The sequence below is a fragment of the Solwaraspora sp. WMMA2101 genome (assembly GCF_049179175.1).
GTDB lineage: Bacteria > Actinomycetota > Actinomycetes > Mycobacteriales > Micromonosporaceae > Micromonospora_E.
Genome location: NZ_JBMHMA010000006.1, coordinates 33,650 through 52,563 on the forward strand (window position 1 = coordinate 33,650; position 18,914 = coordinate 52,563).

The window sequence follows — 18,914 nt, forward strand, 5'->3', positions numbered from 1 at the left end:
CCATGAACGACCGCACCGAGCTGATCACCATCGGTCAGCTCGCCCGCCGTACCGGCCTGTCGGTACGCACCATCCGGTTCTGGTCCGACCAGGACGTGATCACCCCGACCGGCCGTAGCGCCGCCGGCTACCGGCTCTACGACGTGGCGGCGGTGGCCCGACTGGACCTGGTGCACACCCTGCGGCAGCTGGGGCTGGACCTGGACACCGTACGACAGGTGCTGCAGCGGCAGACCAGCGTCGCCGACGTCGCCAAGGTGCACGCGGCGGCGCTGGACACGGAGATCCGTGCGCTGCAGCTGCGGCGGGCGGTGCTGCGGTCGATCGCCGAACGGGACAGCACGACAGAGGAGTTGAGACTCATGCACAAACTCGCCAACCTCACCGCCCAGCAGCGGCAGCGGCTGATCGACGACTTCGTCGCCCAGTCGTTCGACGGGGTGGATCCGCAAGCTCCCGGCGCGCAGATCGCCACGATGATGCGGCAACTGCCGGCCGAGTTGCCGGCCGACCCCACCCGCGAGCAGATCGACGCCTGGGTGGAGCTGGCCGAACTGGTCAGCGACGAGCAGTTCCAGCGGCGGGTCCGCGAGATGGCGGTCACCGGCGCGCAGCAGCCCTCGGCGCAGCCGCCGTTCGACCCGGCCCGGGTCGCTGAGGAGGCCGGCGCGGCGCTGCAGGCCGGCGTCGCACCGGAGTCCCCCGAGGCCCGGCAGGTCCTGGACCGGATCGTCGGCGCCGACCTGACCGGCCCGGACCGGCTGCGCCTCGCCGCGCAGACGGAGACGTTCACCGACCGGCGGGTGGAGCGTTACTGGCAGCTGCTGGGCGTCCTCAACGGCTGGCCGGCCGCCCCGCCGCAGGTGCCGGCGATGGAGTGGTTCATCGCCGCCCTGCGCGCCCACGCCGGCTGATGCACCGGCCCCGGTACGTGTACCGGGGCCGGCCCAGCCACCGGCCCGCCAGCAGCGGCGTCGCGACTCCGGCCGCGACCGACGCCAGCAGGGTGGCCAGCGCCCATCCGGTCGCCCGCCACGGCCACGCCGGCCCGGTCAGCCGCAGATGTGCCTGCGGGTATTCGGTGAACTTGGCGGTCGTGCGGGCGGTTGCCCGGTCGGCGTCGCGGGCCAGGTCGAGCAGCACCGCGTCGGCGGCGAACCGGCCGTCGTCGACGCGGTGCGGCAGGCCGACCGGTACGCCCGCCGGAGCCCAGGTTGGTGCCGTGTCGACGCCCGGCACCACCAGCCGGTCCAGCTGCGGTGCCTGCGTCACCGCAGTGGTGAACAGCCGCAGCCCGTGGCGGGTGGTGACCACCGGGCCGGCCCCGACGGCGACCGTGTCGGCCGCCGACGACGTGCCCGCGTACGCCTCGGCGACGGCCGCGACCTCGACCTCGCCGACCCCGTCGACCAGGCCGATGCCGACCGTCGGGCGTCCCCACGGGAACGCGGCGTTCAACGCGTACGGCGCGTCGGACAGCGCCAGCCGGTGCGCCGGGATCGTGGTCGTGCCGCCGGCACGCCACCCCGGGAAGGCCAGCTCGCCGCCGATCCGCTCCGCCTCGTTGCGGCCGACGGCCAGCTCGACCGCGTACAGCGCGCCGGCGACCCCCGAGGTGACACCCGCTGTGGTGACGACGTCGCCGTCGTGCACGTACCGCTGCCCGGCCTGCCAGGACACCTGCGGATAGCTGCGGCGCAGCGACCCCAGGGAGGACCAGAAGCCGGTGGCGGACCGGCCGTCGAGGATCCCGGCGGCCGCCAGCACCTCCACCCCGGCGCAGACCCCGAGGACCAGGGTGCCGGCCGCCGCCTGCTGATCGATCCAGTTTCGCAGCGGCGCTTCGACGTCGCCGGTGGGCGCGGTGACGGCCGGCACCACCACGATGGCAGGGCGCGGGGCGGTCTCCAGAGTGTGATCGGCCGCCACGTGCAGGCCGCCGGAGAGGATCTGCGGGCCGGTCGTCGCGGCGACGGTGAAGACCGCGAACCGTTCGGAGCGGGCGAACACCTCGTAGGGCATCAGCACGTCGGCGGCGACCGACCCGCTGGCACCCAGGACGACGGCGACCGGGATCCGGCCAGCCGGCAGCGCCGCGAAGGTGGGCAACTCGGCTGCGGCGGAGTGCATCCCGGTGGTCGGCGTGGCGTAACTCGCCGACATCGTCGCCGTCACCCCGGCAGCCGCGGCACCGGCGAACAGGCCGGCGGCCAGGAACACCCCGACCACCGGGCCGACGACACGCCGGACCGGGGCCGCGGCGACCCGCCTCCGAGGAACAACGTGGACTCGTGTCGGCTCAGCCATGCCGCACCGCCGACGGTGCCGCCCCACGCCTGGCGGCGTACGTCCGGCGGAAATGCCTCGGGTCGGGGAAGCCGCAGCGCAGCGCCACCGCCTCCACCGGCAGGTCCGTCTCGCGGAGCAGGTTGGTGGCGTGCTCCATCCGCAGCTCCTGGTGGTATTCGAGTGGGGTCATTCCGACCGCGACGGTAAACGCCCGGCTGAGGCCACGCGGCGACAGGCTGGCCACCTCAGCCAGCTGGGTCAGGCTGAACCGGCTGGCGAGGTGCTGGGCGAGGTGGTCCTGCACCCGGTGCACACCGGGGTGCAGGTGGTCGCGGTGACGCAGGAACGGGCTGATCTGCGTACCGGATCCGGGGCGGCGCAGGTACACCACCAGGGTGCGGGCCACCGTCGCGGCCAGCAGCGGCCCGTGGTGGCGTTCGACGATGGACAACGCCAGGTCGATGCCGGCGGCGATCCCGGCGCTGGTGGAGACCGGCCCGTCGTGGACGTACAGGACGTCGTCCTGTACCCGGGCCCGCCGGTAGCGGTGCCGCATCGCTTCGATGAGCTGCCAGTGGGTGGTGCAGCGGCGGCCGTCGAGCAGGCCCGCCTCACCCAGGGCGGCGGCTCCGGTGCAGACCGCGACGACCTGGGCGCCGACGTCGTACGCGGCTCGCAGCCACCGGGTCACGGTGGGGTCGGTCAGCGGTTCGCCGGCGACCGGTGGACGCAGCCGGGGACCTGGTACGAGGACCAGGTCCCCGGCTGCGACGTGGGGCAGCGGGGCGAGCGCCGCCAGGGTGAGTCCCTGCGCCGACACGACCTCGGTACGCGTCGCGGCGTACTCGACGCGGTAGCTGGCACCGGCCACGGTGGCGGCGTCGAAGACCTGGACCGGGCCGGCCAGGTCCAGCAGGTTGACCTCGGGCAGGAGCAGGACGACGATTCGCCCGGTCGGCGGGGGTCGGTCACCGGTGGCGGGTACGGCATTCACACCGCTGACGGTAGAACGCCACTGAACTGCGGTGACAGGGCTCAGTTGGCCAGCCACCGGGCGGATCCGGCAGTCGACTCCCTCGACTCGCCGATTCGGACGTTCCGGCAGTGGCCGGTCACTGCTCACCTGGCTGGATTGGGCTGCCTGACAGCGGCCGTCAGGTCGCCGACCTCGGCCAGGTGGAGAAGCGGTGACGAACCTCGTCGACTTGCGCTGCCGTCAGCCCGTAGACCTCGCGGAAGACCGAGTCGTCCATCCGGTCCAGCCGCTGCACGGCGTCGGCGAAATCCTCCTCGGTCAGGCCGGAATCTGCCTGTCTGGCGAGTTCGATCAGCCGATCGCGGGAGTACCGGGCGAGCGCGGCGGACGTGTCGATGTAGTCACGAGGTGCGGCCCGGGTTGCCAGCGCCGCCACCTTCGTACCGAGCACATCGTCGAGGTGCAGCACCGGCCCGATCCGCATCGTCACCGGCTGGCGGTGCCGGTCGAACCGCACCAGCTGCAGCCGTACCACCTGGTGTTCGTCGCTGACCTCGCGCTCGACCAGGTCGTGCTCGAAACCGTCGAAGACGCCGCCGACGTCGTCCGCGTCACCGACCGCTTCGACCTGCAGCCCAGCCTGCCTCAGGGCTGACATCACCAGGTCGGCGGCGGCAGCGACCCCACCGTCCTGGTCCGTGAACAGGTCGACGTCCTCGGTCGGCCGGTCCACGACCCCGTGCGCGATCAGAGCGTGCCCGCCGGCCAACGCGAATCCGTGCCGCCGGGCGACGGCGAGCGCCAGCCGCGCCACCTCGGCCTGGAACTCCTCTGACGTCACGCAGCGGCGGGCTGATGGGACATGCGCAGCTGCGGGTGCCGGTCCTCCCACGCCTGCCGGACGCCGCGCGGGACCCACAGGTCGGGCCAGAGTCGGACCAGGGTCGGGCCGTGCAGCCAGGTGGTCAGCTCGACCGAGGTGACCGCCTCGACCAGCACGGTCTCGTACATCCACCGCAACAGCGCGGGATTGTCGAGGTCGACCCGGCGGTCTGCCTGCCAGTGCAGCCGGTGCGGCAACTCGACGACCCCGCTGACCGGTCCGCGCATCGCGGCGAGATCAGCGGCGACGACCGCGCGGCGGCCCGGCCTGGCCATGTACCGTGCCTGGCTCCGCCTGTCGGTCTCGCTGCGTCCCACCCTCTCAGGGTAGCGGGCAATCCCGCTCGTGACCGGCCTACGGGCCGCTCACCTGGCTGGCCGCGGCTGCCACGCTGATCCGATGGGCCGCCCGTGACAGCCACAACGCCACCAGCCAGATTGCGGTCACCGGCAGGGCGAGCGGTACGAGCAGCGGCAACCACATGCCCACCAGCACGGCAGTGGCCGGCACCGCCAGACACGCCGCCAGCACCACTGTCGCGTACGCCGGACGGACGTAGGACGTGACCAGCGGAATCGCGACGAAGGCGATCGTCGCGCAGACGCCCACCACGACACCCCAGAAGGCCTGTCGTGTCACCGCCGAGGTGGACACCACGCTGACCCACACCAGGCCGGGCAGCGCCACCACCCAGGCGGCCAGCAACAAGCCGTGCCGGGCCACGCGGGCAACCGTGGAGGCGTCGGCCCGCCGGCTGATCAGCTCCGCCCCCACCGCCAGGACGACGACGCAGCCGAGACCCGCGAACACCAACGCCGGGAGAACCTTGCCGGTGCCGTCGGGGCACTGCAGCTCGCCGCCGGGCAGCACGTCCCCACCGGCGGGACGACACCCGATCCGCAACGCGGACAGCACCAACAGGCCGACTCCGCCGGCAACCACGCCGACCACCGCAGCGGCGGCCGCAGTCGCGAGGTACCAGATGAACAGATGTTCCCCGCCGAATCGGCGCCGAGGACTCTGCCGCGACATCCTGATCATCTCCCTGAGACCGACAATGGCCCGTGCGCCCAGGCAGCCATGGAACCGGTGACGGTCAGACTGCCTGGGCCGGCACTATCAGCGTAGGCGTCAGTAGTAGACCACGGTTGGACAGCCGCTTACACCCGGAGCGTAGCGAATCGGATTGGTGAATCCCTTTCCCATCAGGAAGCAGGCCGGCACTGTGCAGTTGCGGCTTGAGGTGACCAGCGGGGCGCTGCCGTCGAACCCGGCTGGAGGATCTCGATCGGTGTTCAGTCCCATGCAATCGGTCTGCGGGGACAGTCCAGGATCGTTGCAGTGTTCCACGTTGTTATGCCGAGTTCCGTTCTCCCATCGCTCGGGAAAGTCGAAGGTTGCGCGCGGTAGGCGCTTTACCTTTCCGTTATCACATTTTTGAACGGTAAGTCATGTTTGTCAATATCAATCTTTGACTCTGGGTAGACCAATGTTTCGTGACCCCGACCTGCGGTCTCCATGGCGCGGCTACGGTCGGCCGTCGAGGAACATCCGCAGCCGGGTCAGCGTCTGCTTGTCCTCGCCTGGTACGTGCCCGTTGACCGCCCGGCAGACCCAACCCAGGCGCGACGCCAGCCGGGCGGCGGCCACCAGGTCACCGCCGAACCGGTCGGCGTACGGGGCCAGGTAGGCGTCGCGGAACGGTGTGGTGTCGACCGAACCCGGGACGTCGTCGAGCCCCCAGGCCAGCACGCCGTCGAGGGTGACCGACAGGGTGAAGAACGGGTGCGACACGCAGGCGTCGCCCCAGTCCATCAGCAGGTGGCGGCCGTCGCGGACGAAGACCTGCGCGTCGTGCAGGTCGTCGTGTTGCAGCAGCTCCGGCAGCCCGTACCCGGCGAGCTCGGCACACAGCCCGGCCACCACCGGGACCGCGTCGCGGAACCGCGGTTCGGCGCCGACGGCGTCGACCAGCTGTGCGTACGCCTGCGGCAGGGTGGCCAGCCGCCGGTCGGGCACCCCGAGGGCGAGCAGGTCGTCGACGTCGTCGGCGAGGTCGAGCTGCACACCGGCGTACAGCTGCAGGACGGCGTACCACCGGTCCAAGTTGCGCTCACGCTGGCTCACCACCCGCAGCGTCTCCCCGGCGTCGGCCATCAGCAGCCACCCGGCGGCGGTGTCGACGGCCAACGGCGGCGGCACCGCGTCGGGCCGACGGGCGGCGAGCCGGGTCACGACGGCGGCTTCGTGCCGCAGCGGCTCGGCGTTGGCCTTGAACCAGACGTCACCGGCGTCGGTCGGTACCCGCAGCACCGTCGACCAGGGGTACACGTGCGGCTGGACGGGCGGACCGGTCCTGGTCATCGCGAGCTCGTCGAGCCGGCCGTCGATCCAGTCCCGTACCTCGGCCAACCACTGGGGGTCGCGCCAGCGCATGTCGTCCACGGCCCGGGATGCTAGCGAGCCGTCTGGCCGGGCGACACCGCGTTTTCGTCGGGCGACGCGGCCTCAGTCGTGGTCGGGGGCGCCGGTGATGTGGTGGTCGGCGGCGTACAGCGCCTCGGCGACCAGTCGGCGGACGTGGCCGCCGCGCGCCCGGTAGAGCGCCCGACGCCCGTCGCGGCGGCTCGCGACCAGGCCGGCGAGCAGCAGTTTCGCCAGATGTTGCGACACGGCGGGTCGAGCGGCGCCGACCGCCGCCGCGAGGGTGCCGACGTCGTGCTCGCCCTCGCGCAGCTGCCACAGCAGACGCAGCCGGGTGGGGTCGGCGAGCATCCGCAACGCGGTCACCGCCGTGTCGATCTGCGCGCCGGTGGGTGGCTGCTGCCCAGCTGTGGCACCTGCAGCGTTGTCGCGTGCGTACATGAGCACCTATTCTGCCGTCCGGGTGGCCCGCACCGCCACCCGGCACAGCGGCGAGTGACAGAGGTGAACAAGACATGGCGCACGACCACGACCAGCACGGCCACCACCACCATCCGCACGCCGATCCGCATGCGGCACGGCATGGCTGGTGGCAGCGGGTACGGCACCAGCTGACTCCGCACTCCCACGACACCGCCAGCAAGGTCGACGACTCCCTCGAATCGTCGCGCGACGGACTCCGTGCCCTGTGGATCTCCCTGGCGATTCTCGCCGCCACCGCAGCAGCCCAGGCCGTCATCGTCGTCGCCTCCGGCTCGGTGGCGCTGCTCGGCGACACCCTGCACAACGTCGCCGACGCGCTCACCGCCGTACCCCTCACGATCGCGTTCCTCATCGGCCGCCGCGCCGCCACCCGCGCCTACACCTACGGGTACGGTCGCGCCGAGGACGTCGCCGGCATCGTCATCGTGGCCGTCATCGCCGGTTCGGCGATCGCCGCCGGTTGGACCGCCGTCGACCGGCTGATCGACCCGGCCCCGATGAGCCACGTGCCGTGGGTGGCCGCCGCCGGCGTCGTCGGCTTCGCCGGCAACGAACTCGTCGCCCGCTACCGGATCCGTGTCGGCCGGCGCATCGGCTCGGCCGCGCTGGTCGCCGACGGCCTGCACGCCCGTACCGACGGGTTCACCTCGCTGGCCGTCGTCGCTGCCGCCGGCGGCGCCGCGGCCGGCTGGCAGTGGGCCGACCCGCTGGTCGGACTCGCCATCACCGTCGCGATCGGATACGTGCTGCGCGACGCGGCGCGCGAGGTGTACCGGCGGCTGATGGACGCCGTCGACCCCGATCTGGTCGACACCGCCGAAACGACCCTGCGGTCGGTGGCCGGCGTCCGTGACGTCACGGCGGTACGGCTGCGCTGGATCGGCCACCGGCTGCACGCCGAAGCGGACCTGGTCGTCGACGCCGACCTGACCCTGATCGCCGCGCACGAGGTGGCCGCCGACGCCGAACACCAGCTCACCCACGCCGTACCGAGGCTGCGGTCGGCGACCGTGCACACCGACCCGGCCGGCCACGCCGGCGCCCACCACCACGTGACCCTGTCCCACCAGCGTCGTCGCGCCGCCGACCCGGAGTGCGACGCCCACCGGCACCACGACAGCGTGGCCACCGGCTGACAATGCGGCGATTCAGTCGGTGACCCTGGCGATGAAGGCCGCGACGTTCGCCACGGTCCGGGCGACCTTCTCCTCCAGGGTGAGCGACTCGTGCAGCCGCGCGCCCGCGCCGGCGTCCTTCCTGCCCCGTACGTACAGCGAGCAGGACAGGTCGCTGCACAGATAGGTGCCGACCGAGTTGCCGGCCTGCCCGGACCGGCCCGCCTTCGCCGCGACCATCAGCGACACCCCGGACACCGGCGCGGTCAGACAGATCGAGCACATGCTGCGCCGCCGCTGGGTGGTCGACGGCGTGGGGCAGCGCAGCGCCACCGCCACCGGCCGCTGCCCCAGCTCGGTGACGAGGTAGGCCCGCTCGGGCGACTGCGGGTCACGCCAGCCGAGGAAGTCCAGCTCCGGCCACGGCCGGCCAGCCAGATCACGCGGGACGTGCAGACGCTTCGTCTCGCCCTTGGTGCAGTTCACGAACGCGGCACGGATCTCCCGCTCACTCAGTGGGGTCATACCGGGCAGGCTAGTTTTGCCTAAAGGTGTTAGGCAAATGGATAATGGGTCATGGATTCGGTGTGGGAGGGGGACGTCGCGGTGCCACGTGCGGGGCTGACTACCGAGAAGGTGACCACGGCCGGGGCGGAGCTGGCCGATGAGGTCGGGTTCGACCAGGTCACCGTCTCCGCGCTGGCCCGCCGCTTCGGCGTCACCGTCGCCAGCCTGTACTCACACGTCCGCAGCGGCCACGACCTCAGGACCCGGATCGCTCTGCTCGCCCTCGCCGAGCTCGCAGACCGGGCCAGCGACGCCGCCGCCGGCCGCTCGGGCAAGGACGCGTTGACCGCGATCGCCGACGCGTACCGGAACTACGCCCGCGAACACCCCGGTCGTTACGCCGCAGCCAGGCTGCGGCTCGATCCGACCACCGCCGCAGCCAGCGCCGGTGCTCGGCACAGCCGGTTGCTCCGCGCGGTACTGCGCGGCTACGAGCTGCCCGAGCCGGAGCAGACCCATGCCGTACGGCTGCTCGGTGGTGCCATCCACGGCTACATCAGCCTGGAAACCGGCGGCGGATTCGACCACAGCGACCCCGACCCGCAGGAGAGCTGGTCGCGCGCTCTGGACGCGCTCGACGCCCTGCTGCACAACTGGCCGAGGCGCTGACACCGGGGGCCGATCCGAGTGCCGTCACCGGCCCGAAGGGTGTCGCTAGGGCCCATTGGCCGACTCCACACGGATGATGAGCTGCTTGAGTCGCGCGACCTCGTCGGTGAGCGCGCTGCGCCCGGCGGCGGTCAGCGTGATCCAGGTGCGGCCACGTCGACCCTCGTAGCCCTTTTCGATCTCGATCAGGCCGGCGGTTTCCAGGACGCTGAGGTGCCTGGAGAGATTGCCGGCCGTCAGCTCGAGATGGGTACGCAGGTATCCGAACTCGACCCTGCGTGCCTCGTGCGCGATGGTCAGGATGCCGAGCCGCGCCCGCTGGTGCACCACCTCGTCCAACCCGGTGACCGGGTGCCCGGCCTCAGGCTCCGGGGTGCCCGTCCCGGGCGTCACCGATGCCGCCTGCGGGCGGCGGCGAAGAATCCGATCGCGCCGAGCAGCAGCGCCCCGCCGCTGACGACCTGCGGTAGCGCGAATCGGGCCTGAAGGCCCCAGCCCGCCGGTCCCCAGCCGGTGTTCATCGGCAGCACCAGCAGCACCAGGACCAGGTAGGCGAGGGTGAACAGCAGCAGTCCGAGGTTGCGCTCCAGCCGGGCCAGCACCAACAGCGCGATCCCGATCATGCCCCACGGTGCGACCAGCCGGTCCAGCACCAACCCCCAGTACGGGAGTGGCTGCATCCACTCCGGGTTGCTCGGAAAGTACAGGGATGCGGCCACCCACGCGGCGGTGAACACGACGGTCGTCACGGCGCCGACGATCGCGTACGGCACGACGCGGGTGCCAAGGCCTCGCGTCCGGGCAGTCCGCACATAGCAGACGGCGATCACCGCGTAGGCGAGCAGGAGCGCCAGTGGCCAGTAGTACAGAACGCCCCGCCGCGCGAATTCACAGCTGCCATCCGACTGACAGCGCACGGTCATCCCGAGCCAGTCGAACGGGATCCCGACGAGGGTTACCGCGCCGAGTACCACCAGCGCGACCCAGGTCATCCGTTGGTCAAGGCGCACCTGGTACGCCAGGGAGCGGACATCGGACAGCAGCCGGCGGGGATCGCCGCCGGCAGACAACGGCTCAGTGGTCATGCCAATAGGTTTGCACAGCAAACCTATTGGCGCTAGTGCCAGATCGGGTCGAGTGTGCCCGGGCCACTATGTAGCGAAGCATTAAGCTATGTAGCAAACTTACCGAGGGGTCGGCTACGGTCCATGACGTGATAACCCCCGTACGCACCACCACAGCCGTGGTAACGGTCCTCGCCGCCCTGCTGGAGCAGCCCGACACCGACCGGTACGGCACCGACCTGATGCGGGCCACCGGCTACCCCAGCGGCACCCTGTACCCGATCCTGCACCGGCTGCAGAAGGCCGGCTGGGTCGACGCGGCCTGGGAGCAGATCGACCCGGTCGCCGCCGGACGTCCCGCCCGGCGCTACTACCGGCTCACCGCCGACGGTGCCGAAGCCGCCACCGCCGAAATCACCGCGCTGCGCCGGCAACTCGCCAAGGCACAGCAGCCCACCACGAAGGTGCGGCCGGCATGACCGCCCTCACCGACTGGTGCCTGCGGATCGCCGCGCGACGCTGGCCGGCCGACGTACGCCCCGACATGCTCGCCCAGTGGCACGCCGAACTCGTCTGGCTGGCACAGCAGGGCCGACACGCCGAACGCCTCCGGTTCGCGGTCAGCCTGGCCTGCGCGTCGCCGGACCTCGACGACGACCTGCCCCACGGATGGCGGGACGACCGGCCCGGATCAGACGCCGTGCTGCGGCCCGCAGCGGCCCTGCTGCTCATCGGCACAGCGGTGGTCGCCTTCGGCACACTCGCCCCGGTCGGTCTGCTGCTGGAGCAGATGTCCGGGACGTCGTTCGGCGACCCGGGCCAGCCGCTGCCCACCGGGGCGGTCGACGCCGTACTCATGACGGTGTTCTGCCTGGTGGCCGGCCGCGCACTCGGCCGGCGGCTACCGATGGCGGCGACACGTTCCGGTCGGTTCGGACCGGCCGGCCCCGCCGCGTACGCCGCCGTGCCGGTCGCCGTCGCGTTCGTCCTCGGTTCGCTGACCAGCCTGACCGCGCCGTCGCTGACGGCACTGGCGATCGCCGCACTCGGCTGGACGGCCGCCACCGCCACCCTGGCCATCGCGGTCGCCCGGCGGGCCGGCGGCACCCGGCGCGGCCGGGCGCTCGCGCTGGCGGCCTGCGGTGCCCCCGCAACGGCGGTGGCCGCCGTGCTTCCCGCCGTCTGGGTCGCCTCGCTGGCCACACCCGGCACCGGCCAGGTGCTGTCGTCGGTCGGCTGGTTCCTGATCCCGCTGATCCCACTGGGCGCACTGGTGGTGGCCTACGGCTGGGCGGCGGCCCGACACCGGCCGCCGGTCGACGCCGCCGCAGCGGCGGCCGACGGACACACCGCGACACCGGCCCGCGCGGCGCTGCCGACCCCGGTCCTCGCCGCCGGTGTCGCCCTGCTCACGGCGGCGGTCACCTTCTGGGCGTACGCCGTCGCGGTGCTCACCCCGGCGATGCCCGCAGTGTCCGCCCGGGCCCCGATGCCCGGTGGCGACGGCGAGATCCACGTGTGGGTCGCCGAACTGCGGTGGGCCGCCATCGTGCTCGCCGGGTTGGCGCTGCTGACCGCCACCGCGCACCGGCGTCGGGCCGGATACGGTGCCGGCGCGCTGACCGGGATGCTGGTCGTCGCCGACAGCGCGCTCGGCCGCACCGACCCGGACCTGCGGCTGCCGCTCGTCGTGGGGGCGCTCGCCGTCGGCGTGAGCTGGCTGCTCACCGGCCACCCCGGCCCCGCCACCCCCGCCGGGACCCGACGGCTGCGGCTGCGCCTCGGTACGGCGGCCGTCGCCGGCGCGGCCTGCGCACCCGTGCTGTTCGCCCAGGGCACCCCGGAGGTCAACCACGCGTTCCTGCCCGTCGGGCTGCCCGCCGGCACCGTCGCCGTGGCGGCCGGATTCGCGGTGCTCGCCGCCGTCGCCGCGCTCGCCGCCCGACGTGACCGGCTGCCGCGCCCGGCGGCGGTGGCCCTGCTGGTGGCACCCACGGTGGCCCTGGCCGGGCTCGGCATCTATCTCGGCAACGGCGTGGACAGCACCGTCCCGGTGTTCGCGGTCCTGCTGACGGTGCCGCTGGCGATGACCATGATCGGCGTGCTGCGGGACCGCAACCGCCACGCGGGCATGTGGTGGACGGCGACCGCGCTGTCCGCGTTGGCCACCCCACCGGTGATCTTCGTCGCCGCGGTGCTGCTGATGCCCGTCCCGTCGGCGCTGTTCGTCCTGGCCGGCACCGGCTACCCGGCGGACGGCGTCTCCGTCCTGCCGGCGATCGCGCTGATCGCCGTGCCGGTCGGTGCCGTCGTCGCCCACGCCGTCATGTCCCCGCCCGGCCAGCCGGCCACGGCCGACGACCCCCTGGTCGACCTGGCCGGGCGACCAGCGCCGGCCTGAACCGGTCAGCTCACGGCTGGGCCGTCAGCGCAGGCTGAAACCGGCGGCCCAGCCGGTCAGGTCGGCCACAGTCACGTTGCCGCCACACAGCACCAGGCCGATCCGGGCGTGCGGGCCGACCTGGTCGACCACCCGGCGGGCCGCCGGCAGCAGACAGCCGGCGGCCGGCTCCGCCCACACCTTGGCGTGCTCGGCCAGCTCCACGCTGCCCCGCACCGCTTCGGCGTCGGACACCACCAGCACGTCGGTTACCAGCGTCGACACGTGGTCGAGGGTCAGCTGGGACACCATCGGCGCGCTCAGCGTGGTCACGATCGACGACAGGTCCACCGGCACCGGGGCACAGGCCACGCGGGCCTGCGCCATCGCCTGCGCGCCGTCGGTCTCCACCCCCCAGATCCGGGTGCCCGGCGCGCGGGCGTGCAACGCGGCCGCCACCCCGGAGATCAACGCCCCACCGCCGATGCTGACCAGCACATCGGTCGGCGCGACCGCCGGGTCCGCGTCGGCTGCGTCAGCTGCCTCAGCGGCGAAGGCGTCGTCGGCGAACTCCAGACCGACGGTGCCCTGACCGGCGACCACGACCGGGTCGTCGAACGGGTGCACCAGCGTCAACCCGTCGGCACACAGCCGGTTCATCAGGTCGAACGCCGCGTCCATGCCGTCGACCAGCCGGACCGTCGCCCCGGCTGCGCGGGCGAGCTCGGTGGCCCGCGCCGGCGCGCTCGTCGGCATCACCACGGTCGCTTTCACATCCAGGGCCTGCGCCATCACCGCCACCGCGATGCCGTGGTTGCCGCCACTGACCGCCACCACACCAGCGGCGCGCTGCGCGTCGTCGAGGGTCAGCAGCTTCGACGCCGCACCCCGCGCCTTGAACGACCCGGTACGCTGCAGCAGCTCCAACTTCGCCGTCACCGGCACACCGAGCAGCTGCGACAGGCCCGGGCTGGGCACCGTCGGGGTCCGTACGACGTGACCGGCGATCCGCCGCGCCGCCGCCTCGATCTCCGCAAGCCCGATGATCATCCGGTCCTCCCCCGTGTCTGCCATCCAGCGGCAACGCCCCAGTATGCCCGGCCGCGCAGCAGTCTCTGACCCGGCCCGACCCGGTCGGAGCCAGGTCCGACCGGCGCGCTCAGCGCACCGGTCGGGCTCCGGCGGCCTGGTCACGCAGCTCCCACCGCGTATAGCTGAACGTCAACCTGCGGGCGAGTACGTCCGGCGGGTGCTCGACGGTCAGCATCGCGGCTGCGGTCCGCCCGTCGGTGAGACAGATGTCCGTACCGGCCGGCGGTTCGTACACGCCGTTGATCGTGCCGTCCCAGGTCTGCGGCGCGGCGTCCAGGCACCGGCGCACGGTGTGCTCGCCGGTCGCGCCGAGCACCGCCAACTCTCCACCGTCGAGCGCCGTCACCCGGTCCGCCCGCTGGGACAGCAACAGGTCCGCCCCGGCCAGGTGCTCACCGCCGAGCTGTCCGGTGTCCAGATCGACGGACTGGTGGTCGCCGAGCACGACACCGGTGCCGGTGCCGACCTCGACCCACCCCGGCGCCCCGGCCACCGTCGAACCGGTCTCGCGCAACGCCGCCGACGTCACCCCGATGGCGGCGGCGACCAGCAGCGCCGAGGCGATCACCGGCAGCCGGCGCGGTGCGCGCACCGGCGCTGTCGGATCCGCTGTCGGATCGGCTGTCGGATCGGCTGTCGGCGACGAGGGGTCGACGGCGTTGGCCGGCGGTCGCGACAACAGCCCCCAGATCTGCACGACGAGCGCCGCCACCCCGAGGAACACCGCCAGCACCCCGGCCCACTGGCTGGCCCGGTCGAGGCCCTGCGCCGCCAGGAACGCCACGAGGCCGACCAGCACCGCGGCCAGGACACCGGCCACGGCGAACAGGACGGGACCAGGTCGGCGGAAGGCCATGCCGCCCATTGTGGCAGGTCCACTCACCACAGCCGATCCCGCAGACGGAGGCGGTCACCCACCCGCCGCCCCGAAGCACAGCCAGGTCAGCCCAGGTCGGCAGGGACGGTCAGGACCCGTACCTGATGGTCGGCGGTGACCACGGCGACGGTGTCACCGCCGAGCACCACCCGCTGCACCCCGGCGGTCTCCAGGTCCGCGCCGACGTCGACGGCGGCGCTGCGGCGACCGGTCGCCGTGTCCCAGACGGCGACCTGCGGCACGGCCGTGCTCGTGGTCAGGTCGACCCGGATGCTCACCACCGCCGCACGGCCGGCACCGGTCGCGGCGGCCGAACCATGATCACCGGCCGGTACGACCTCCGTACCGTCGAAGGCGAGCAGCGCGAAGTCGTCGACGGTGTCGAACGTCTGGTCACCAAAGACCAGCGCGTCGGGGCCGGCGTACCAGTTGGCGTCGACGCCGGAGTCGGTGGTCCGTTTCCACGCCTCGGCGCCGTCGGTGGTGCGTACCGCGACCGTCCGGTACGCGGTGCCTTCGACCGCCACGCACACCAGTCGCGGGCCGCAGGCCTTGACCCGTTCGATGGTGTCGGCGCCGGCGAACGGCACCTCCCACTTCTTGGTGAACCCGTCCAGGTCGTAGGCGGCCAGCACGGCGCGCCCCGGCGAGGCGTCGTCGGAGAGTTTGCCGATGGCCAACCCGTCGTAGACCGTCCACCGGTCGTGGTCCAGCGGCAGGTCACCGTCGCTGACCGGGCGGCCGTTGCCGACGTCCAGGACGACGCCCCGGCCGCTGCCCTCGTTCAGCTCCACGACCCGGTCCGCGGCGGCGTGCCGGTTGTCGGCCAGGGCGTGTTCGGCGGCGGGCAGCAGCCCGGCGCCGTCGGGCACGGTGGCACCGTCGGTCCAGACGCTGACCGGCCGGATCCGTTCGGCGTCGATGATCAGCAGGTCGTCGTCGGGTGCCTCGCGGCGCCACCGCTGCTCACCGGTGGTCAGGTCGACCCGGGCGACCGCGTTGTCGAAGATGCCGTCGCGGATCTCCACGACCACGTCGGTGCCGACGTACACCACGTCGGTGAAGGTCTCCCAGCTGCGTTTCCACTTGACGGCGCCGTCGGCGGCGTCGAGGACGACCCGTATGTCGTCGCCGGCGTCGGTGGCCGAGTCGGCCGCGTCGACGACCAGCAGCCCGCCGACGGCGGTCAGCACCACCTCGGTCGGTTCGACGTCCAGGTCGACGTTCCAGACCGGGTCGCCGCCGCCGGCCGGCACGGCGGTGACGGTGGTCGCGCCGACCCGCACGGACGCGTACACGGCCAGGTCACCGGCGACGGTGACCGTCGAGGCGATCGTTGCGGCCGGCAAGGTGACCTCATGGGTCGGGGTCAGGCCGGCACCGACGGCCGGGTCGCCGCCCAGGAACCCGCCGAGCAGGCCGGTGCCGCTGCTGTCACCGGTGCCGTCGTCACGGCCGAGCATCCGGTCCAGCAGCCGACCGTTGGTCAGCCCGACGGCGCCGACGAGGGTCAGCACCACGGCGGCGGCGACCGCCGCGACCCACCGGCCGACACGCCGACGCGGCCTGCCGGCCGGCAGGTCAGCCGGCCCGGCCGGCCCGGCCGGGCCGTCCGCCGCAGGCCCGGCGGTCGGCGGGTACGCGCGTGCCGGCTGCTGCCCGTACGGCCCCGGCTGCCCGTACGGCCCCGGTGACGTCGGTGCCGCCCCGGTGGACGGTGCCGCGTACGGGGTGGCCGTCGACGGTGCCGGCCCCGACGTCGCCGGGTCGTGGTGCAACGCCCCGTACGCCACCGGCAGTTCCGGCTGCTCCGGCACGGACGCGGCGACGCCGAGCCGGGCGTGCAGCCGGCTGGCGACCAACGGCATCCGGCTCGCCCCGCCGACCAGCAGCAGCCCGGCGAGGTCCGTCGGTGCCACCCCGGCCAGTTGCAGCACCCGGCGGGTCTCGTCGACGGCCCGGTCGACCAGCGGCCCGGCGATGCGGTCCAGTTCCTCCCGGGTCAGATGCATCGGGTCGTCCCGCCCCGGCACCGTCACCGGTGCCACCGACGTCCGCGACAGCATCTCCTTCGCCGCCCGTACCTCGGCCCAGAACGCGTGCCGGTCCCGGCGGTCGGCGGCGGTCACCGGCCGGTCCAACCGGGCCCACAGCTGCTGATCCCGGGTCGCGACCAGCTGGCCCAGGTGAGCGACGAGGGCGTTGTCGACGTCGAGACCACCCAGGTCGTCCAGGCCACCGGTGGCCAGCACCCGCAGCCCGCCGGCCCGGCCGGCCCCGGCCGGCTCGTTACGGACCACCGCCACGTCCAGGGTGCCGCCGCCGAAGTCGAACACCGCCAGGGCACCACCGGGTGGGACCTGCTGCCCGAGTACCCGTACGCAGTAGGTGGCGGCGGCGATCGGCTCGTCCAGCAGCCGCACCGGGCCCAGCCCGGCGGCGTCGGCCGCCGCCCGCAGCAGGTCCCGCCGGGGCGTACCCCAGTCCGCCGGGCAGGTCAGCACGGTCGCGCCGGCCGGATGCACCCCGGCCAGCGCGGCTTCCCCGGCGACCCGGCGCAGGCTCGCCGCCAGCAGCTGCGCCACCGGCAGCTCCCGGTCGCCCAGCAGCACCGCACCGTCGTCGATGTGCCGTTTCGGGTGCGGCTCGAACCGCTGCGGCTCCCCGGCGGCCAGCCGCTGCGCGTCACGTCCGGTGTGGATGGTGCCGACGGCGTCGACGAACACCCCGGACGCCAGCAGCGGCGACCCGTCGAACAGCAGCGTACGGGGCGGCTCGTCGCCACGGCGGACCGTGGCGACGGTGTGCGTGGTACCCAGGTCGACGGCGAGCCGTACCGGTCCGTTCACGGTGAGTGTCGTCCTTTCCCGGTCAGGACCGGTGACATCGTCGTGCTGCGTCGGCGGGCATGCTATCTGCCGGCCGCCACCGCCGTGTCGGCGCCGAGCTGGCGCAACACCCGGGTACGCAGCGTCTCGTACTGCTCGCTGCACCGCGCCGGCGGACCCGCCGGCCGGGCCACGACCTCGCCGGCGGTGATCCGCTCGTGCGGCCCGAACTGGTCACGGGTCAGGTCGATCTCGACCGTGCCGAGCCGGTTCCACCAGTGGTGGCCGGTACGCCGCCCGTCGGCGTGCACCTCGCCGCGCAGCAGGTCACCGCCGAGCAGGTCGTGCAGCACCAGGGCGGTGACGCCACACTGGCCACGCGCCGGGTTGCCGGTGTGCCAGTCGGCCAGATCAGCCGGATCGCAGGTGTCGGCGGACCAGGCGGAGCGGATGACACGTTCGATGTGGGTGAGGGTCCAGGTGCGGGGGAACATGGCGGCAGATCCTGCCACAGTGGTCCGACATCGCTTTCGGTTGCGGCGTCGGCGGTGCCGGCCGCCGGCGGGCGGGGGCCACCACCTGCCGGGTAACGGCTAGTAAGCTGCCCGGTCGTGACCGACGACAGTCTGCGGGTGGTGTCCGGGCCGGCCAGTGGCGAACAGTCCGCGTTGGCGACCGCGTGCCTGGCCGCCGGTGACGGACGGCTACGCCACGGCGCGGCGTTGAAGTTCTTCTGGGGGCCGATGGACTGCGGCAAGTCGACCCTGGCCCTGCAGATGGACCACAACCATGCCCGGCAGGGCCGCCGGGGCCTGGTGCTGACCCGCAACGACCGGTCGATGGGCCCGCAGGTCACCACCCGGATCGGCCTGGCGCACTCGGCGATCGAGGTCACCGACGACCTCGATCTGGTGGCGCTGGTCCGGGGCCGCTGGGCCGACGGCACCCGGGTCGACTACCTCATCTGCGACGAGGCCTGTTTCTACACCGTCGCCCAGGTGGAGCAGATGGCCGACCTGGTCGACGGGTACGACGTCGACGTGTTCGCCTTCGGCCTGGCCAGCGACTTCCGGTCGGCGCTGTTCCCGGCCGCGCAGCGATTGTTCGAACTCGCCGACGAGGTGTGCCGTATCCAGGTCGAGGTGCTCTGCTGGTGCGGCCGGCAGGGCCTGCTCAACGCGCGGGTCGTCGACGGGGTGGTGGCCCGCCATGGCGAACAGGTCGTCATCGGCGACACCGTCGACCACGCCGACGTGCGCTACCAGGTGCTGTGCCGCCGCCATCACCGCACCGGCGACCTCGGACCCGCCACCTGACACGCCACCGG

Annotated in this window: 20 protein-coding genes; 6 read left to right on the forward strand and 14 right to left on the reverse strand. The window is 73.0% G+C overall.

Annotated features, from left to right (window positions below):
* Window positions 1-2 precede the first annotated feature (2 nt).
* The gene (locus ACN28F_RS00665; protein WP_289206213.1) at window positions 3-914 is read left to right on the forward strand and encodes a MerR family transcriptional regulator; all 912 of its coding nucleotides are present in this window, start codon (window positions 3-5) and stop codon (window positions 912-914) included.
* Here the strand turns inward: ACN28F_RS00665 and ACN28F_RS00670 are convergent.
* The 7 genes from ACN28F_RS00670 to ACN28F_RS00700 all read right to left on the reverse strand — a co-directional run bounded on the left by ACN28F_RS00670 (window position 883) and on the right by ACN28F_RS00700 (window position 7,013).
* Entirely contained in the window at window positions 883-2,229 is a 1,347-nt protein-coding gene (locus ACN28F_RS00670; protein ID WP_289206214.1) for a DJ-1/PfpI family protein, read from the reverse strand. The two genes, ACN28F_RS00665 and ACN28F_RS00670, sit on opposite strands and share 32 nt — an antisense overlap.
* A 70-nt stretch (window positions 2,230-2,299) precedes the next feature.
* Complete coding sequence (locus ACN28F_RS00675) at window positions 2,300-3,283, reverse strand: GlxA family transcriptional regulator (RefSeq protein WP_289206215.1); 984 nt, start codon at window positions 3,281-3,283, stop codon at window positions 2,300-2,302.
* Window positions 3,284-3,443: 160 nt separating this feature from the next.
* A complete protein-coding gene (locus ACN28F_RS00680; protein WP_289206216.1) occupies window positions 3,444-4,106 on the reverse strand; it encodes a nucleotidyl transferase AbiEii/AbiGii toxin family protein in 663 nt (220 codons plus the stop codon).
* Window positions 4,103-4,423: a hypothetical protein gene (locus ACN28F_RS00685; protein WP_289210962.1), complete on the reverse strand. Its 321-nt coding sequence runs from the start codon at window positions 4,421-4,423 to the stop codon at window positions 4,103-4,105. Before ACN28F_RS00685 ends, ACN28F_RS00680 begins: the two co-directional genes overlap by 4 nt.
* A gap of 79 nt (window positions 4,424-4,502) precedes the next feature.
* Entirely contained in the window at window positions 4,503-5,180 is a 678-nt protein-coding gene (locus tag ACN28F_RS00690; protein WP_289206217.1) for an adenylate cyclase, read from the reverse strand.
* A gap of 495 nt (window positions 5,181-5,675) precedes the next feature.
* Entirely contained in the window at window positions 5,676-6,593 is a 918-nt protein-coding gene (locus ACN28F_RS00695) for a hypothetical protein (RefSeq protein WP_421356807.1), read from the reverse strand.
* 63 nt (window positions 6,594-6,656) lie between these two features.
* The gene (locus tag ACN28F_RS00700) at window positions 6,657-7,013 is read right to left on the reverse strand and encodes an ArsR/SmtB family transcription factor (protein ID WP_289206219.1); all 357 of its coding nucleotides are present in this window, start codon (window positions 7,011-7,013) and stop codon (window positions 6,657-6,659) included.
* 74 nt (window positions 7,014-7,087) lie between these two features.
* Between ACN28F_RS00700 and ACN28F_RS00705 the strand changes: the two genes are divergently transcribed.
* On the forward strand, window positions 7,088-8,191 hold the full coding sequence (locus tag ACN28F_RS00705; protein WP_421356808.1) for a cation diffusion facilitator family transporter: 1,104 nt from the start codon (window positions 7,088-7,090) through the stop codon (window positions 8,189-8,191).
* Window positions 8,192-8,203: 12 nt separating this feature from the next.
* Here the strand turns inward: ACN28F_RS00705 and ACN28F_RS00710 are convergent, their stop codons facing one another.
* Window positions 8,204-8,695, reverse strand: coding sequence for an FBP domain-containing protein (locus tag ACN28F_RS00710; RefSeq protein WP_289206221.1), 492 nt, complete (start codon window positions 8,693-8,695; stop codon window positions 8,204-8,206).
* A 51-nt stretch (window positions 8,696-8,746) separates the two neighbouring features.
* Between ACN28F_RS00710 and ACN28F_RS00715 the strand changes: the two genes are divergently transcribed.
* The gene (locus ACN28F_RS00715) at window positions 8,747-9,346 is read left to right on the forward strand and encodes a TetR/AcrR family transcriptional regulator (RefSeq protein ID WP_289206222.1); all 600 of its coding nucleotides are present in this window, start codon (window positions 8,747-8,749) and stop codon (window positions 9,344-9,346) included.
* 45 nt (window positions 9,347-9,391) lie between these two features.
* Here ACN28F_RS00715 and ACN28F_RS00720 read toward each other — a convergent pair whose 3' ends face one another.
* Together ACN28F_RS00720 and ACN28F_RS00725 are read right to left on the reverse strand one after the other, a co-directional pair.
* Window positions 9,392-9,739, reverse strand: coding sequence for a transcriptional regulator (locus ACN28F_RS00720; RefSeq protein ID WP_421356809.1), 348 nt, complete (start codon window positions 9,737-9,739; stop codon window positions 9,392-9,394).
* The gene (locus ACN28F_RS00725; protein WP_421356810.1) at window positions 9,736-10,431 is read right to left on the reverse strand and encodes a hypothetical protein; all 696 of its coding nucleotides are present in this window, start codon (window positions 10,429-10,431) and stop codon (window positions 9,736-9,738) included. The genes ACN28F_RS00720 and ACN28F_RS00725 overlap by 4 nt, the downstream gene beginning before the upstream one ends.
* Window positions 10,432-10,559: 128 nt before the next feature.
* Here ACN28F_RS00725 and ACN28F_RS00730 point away from each other — a divergent pair, with 128 nt between their 5' ends.
* Together ACN28F_RS00730 and ACN28F_RS00735 are read left to right on the forward strand one after the other, a co-directional pair.
* Window positions 10,560-10,889 carry a PadR family transcriptional regulator gene (locus ACN28F_RS00730; RefSeq protein ID WP_289206225.1) on the forward strand — a complete coding sequence of 110 codons (330 nt, stop codon included), beginning with the start codon at window positions 10,560-10,562 and terminating at the stop codon, window positions 10,887-10,889.
* A complete protein-coding gene (locus ACN28F_RS00735; RefSeq protein WP_421356811.1) occupies window positions 10,886-12,811 on the forward strand; it encodes a hypothetical protein in 1,926 nt (641 codons plus the stop codon). Before ACN28F_RS00730 ends, ACN28F_RS00735 begins: the two co-directional genes overlap by 4 nt.
* 24 nt (window positions 12,812-12,835) lie before the next feature.
* Here ACN28F_RS00735 and ACN28F_RS00740 read toward each other — a convergent pair whose 3' ends face one another.
* From ACN28F_RS00740 to ACN28F_RS00755, 4 genes are all read right to left on the reverse strand, one after another.
* A complete protein-coding gene (locus tag ACN28F_RS00740; protein ID WP_289206227.1) occupies window positions 12,836-13,840 on the reverse strand; it encodes a threonine/serine dehydratase in 1,005 nt (334 codons plus the stop codon).
* A 109-nt stretch (window positions 13,841-13,949) separates the two neighbouring features.
* Entirely contained in the window at window positions 13,950-14,738 is a 789-nt protein-coding gene (locus ACN28F_RS00745) for a hypothetical protein (protein ID WP_289206228.1), read from the reverse strand.
* 86 nt (window positions 14,739-14,824) lie between these two features.
* On the reverse strand, window positions 14,825-17,608 hold the full coding sequence (locus ACN28F_RS00750) for an Hsp70 family protein (RefSeq protein WP_421356812.1): 2,784 nt from the start codon (window positions 17,606-17,608) through the stop codon (window positions 14,825-14,827).
* Between the two features lie 62 nt (window positions 17,609-17,670).
* Window positions 17,671-18,081: a YunG family protein gene (locus ACN28F_RS00755; protein ID WP_421356813.1), complete on the reverse strand. Its 411-nt coding sequence runs from the start codon at window positions 18,079-18,081 to the stop codon at window positions 17,671-17,673.
* Between the two features lie 141 nt (window positions 18,082-18,222).
* Between ACN28F_RS00755 and ACN28F_RS00760 the strand changes: the two genes are divergently transcribed.
* Window positions 18,223-18,903 carry a thymidine kinase gene (locus ACN28F_RS00760; RefSeq protein WP_421361193.1) on the forward strand — a complete coding sequence of 227 codons (681 nt, stop codon included), beginning with the start codon at window positions 18,223-18,225 and terminating at the stop codon, window positions 18,901-18,903.
* Window positions 18,904-18,914: the final 11 nt, after the last annotated feature.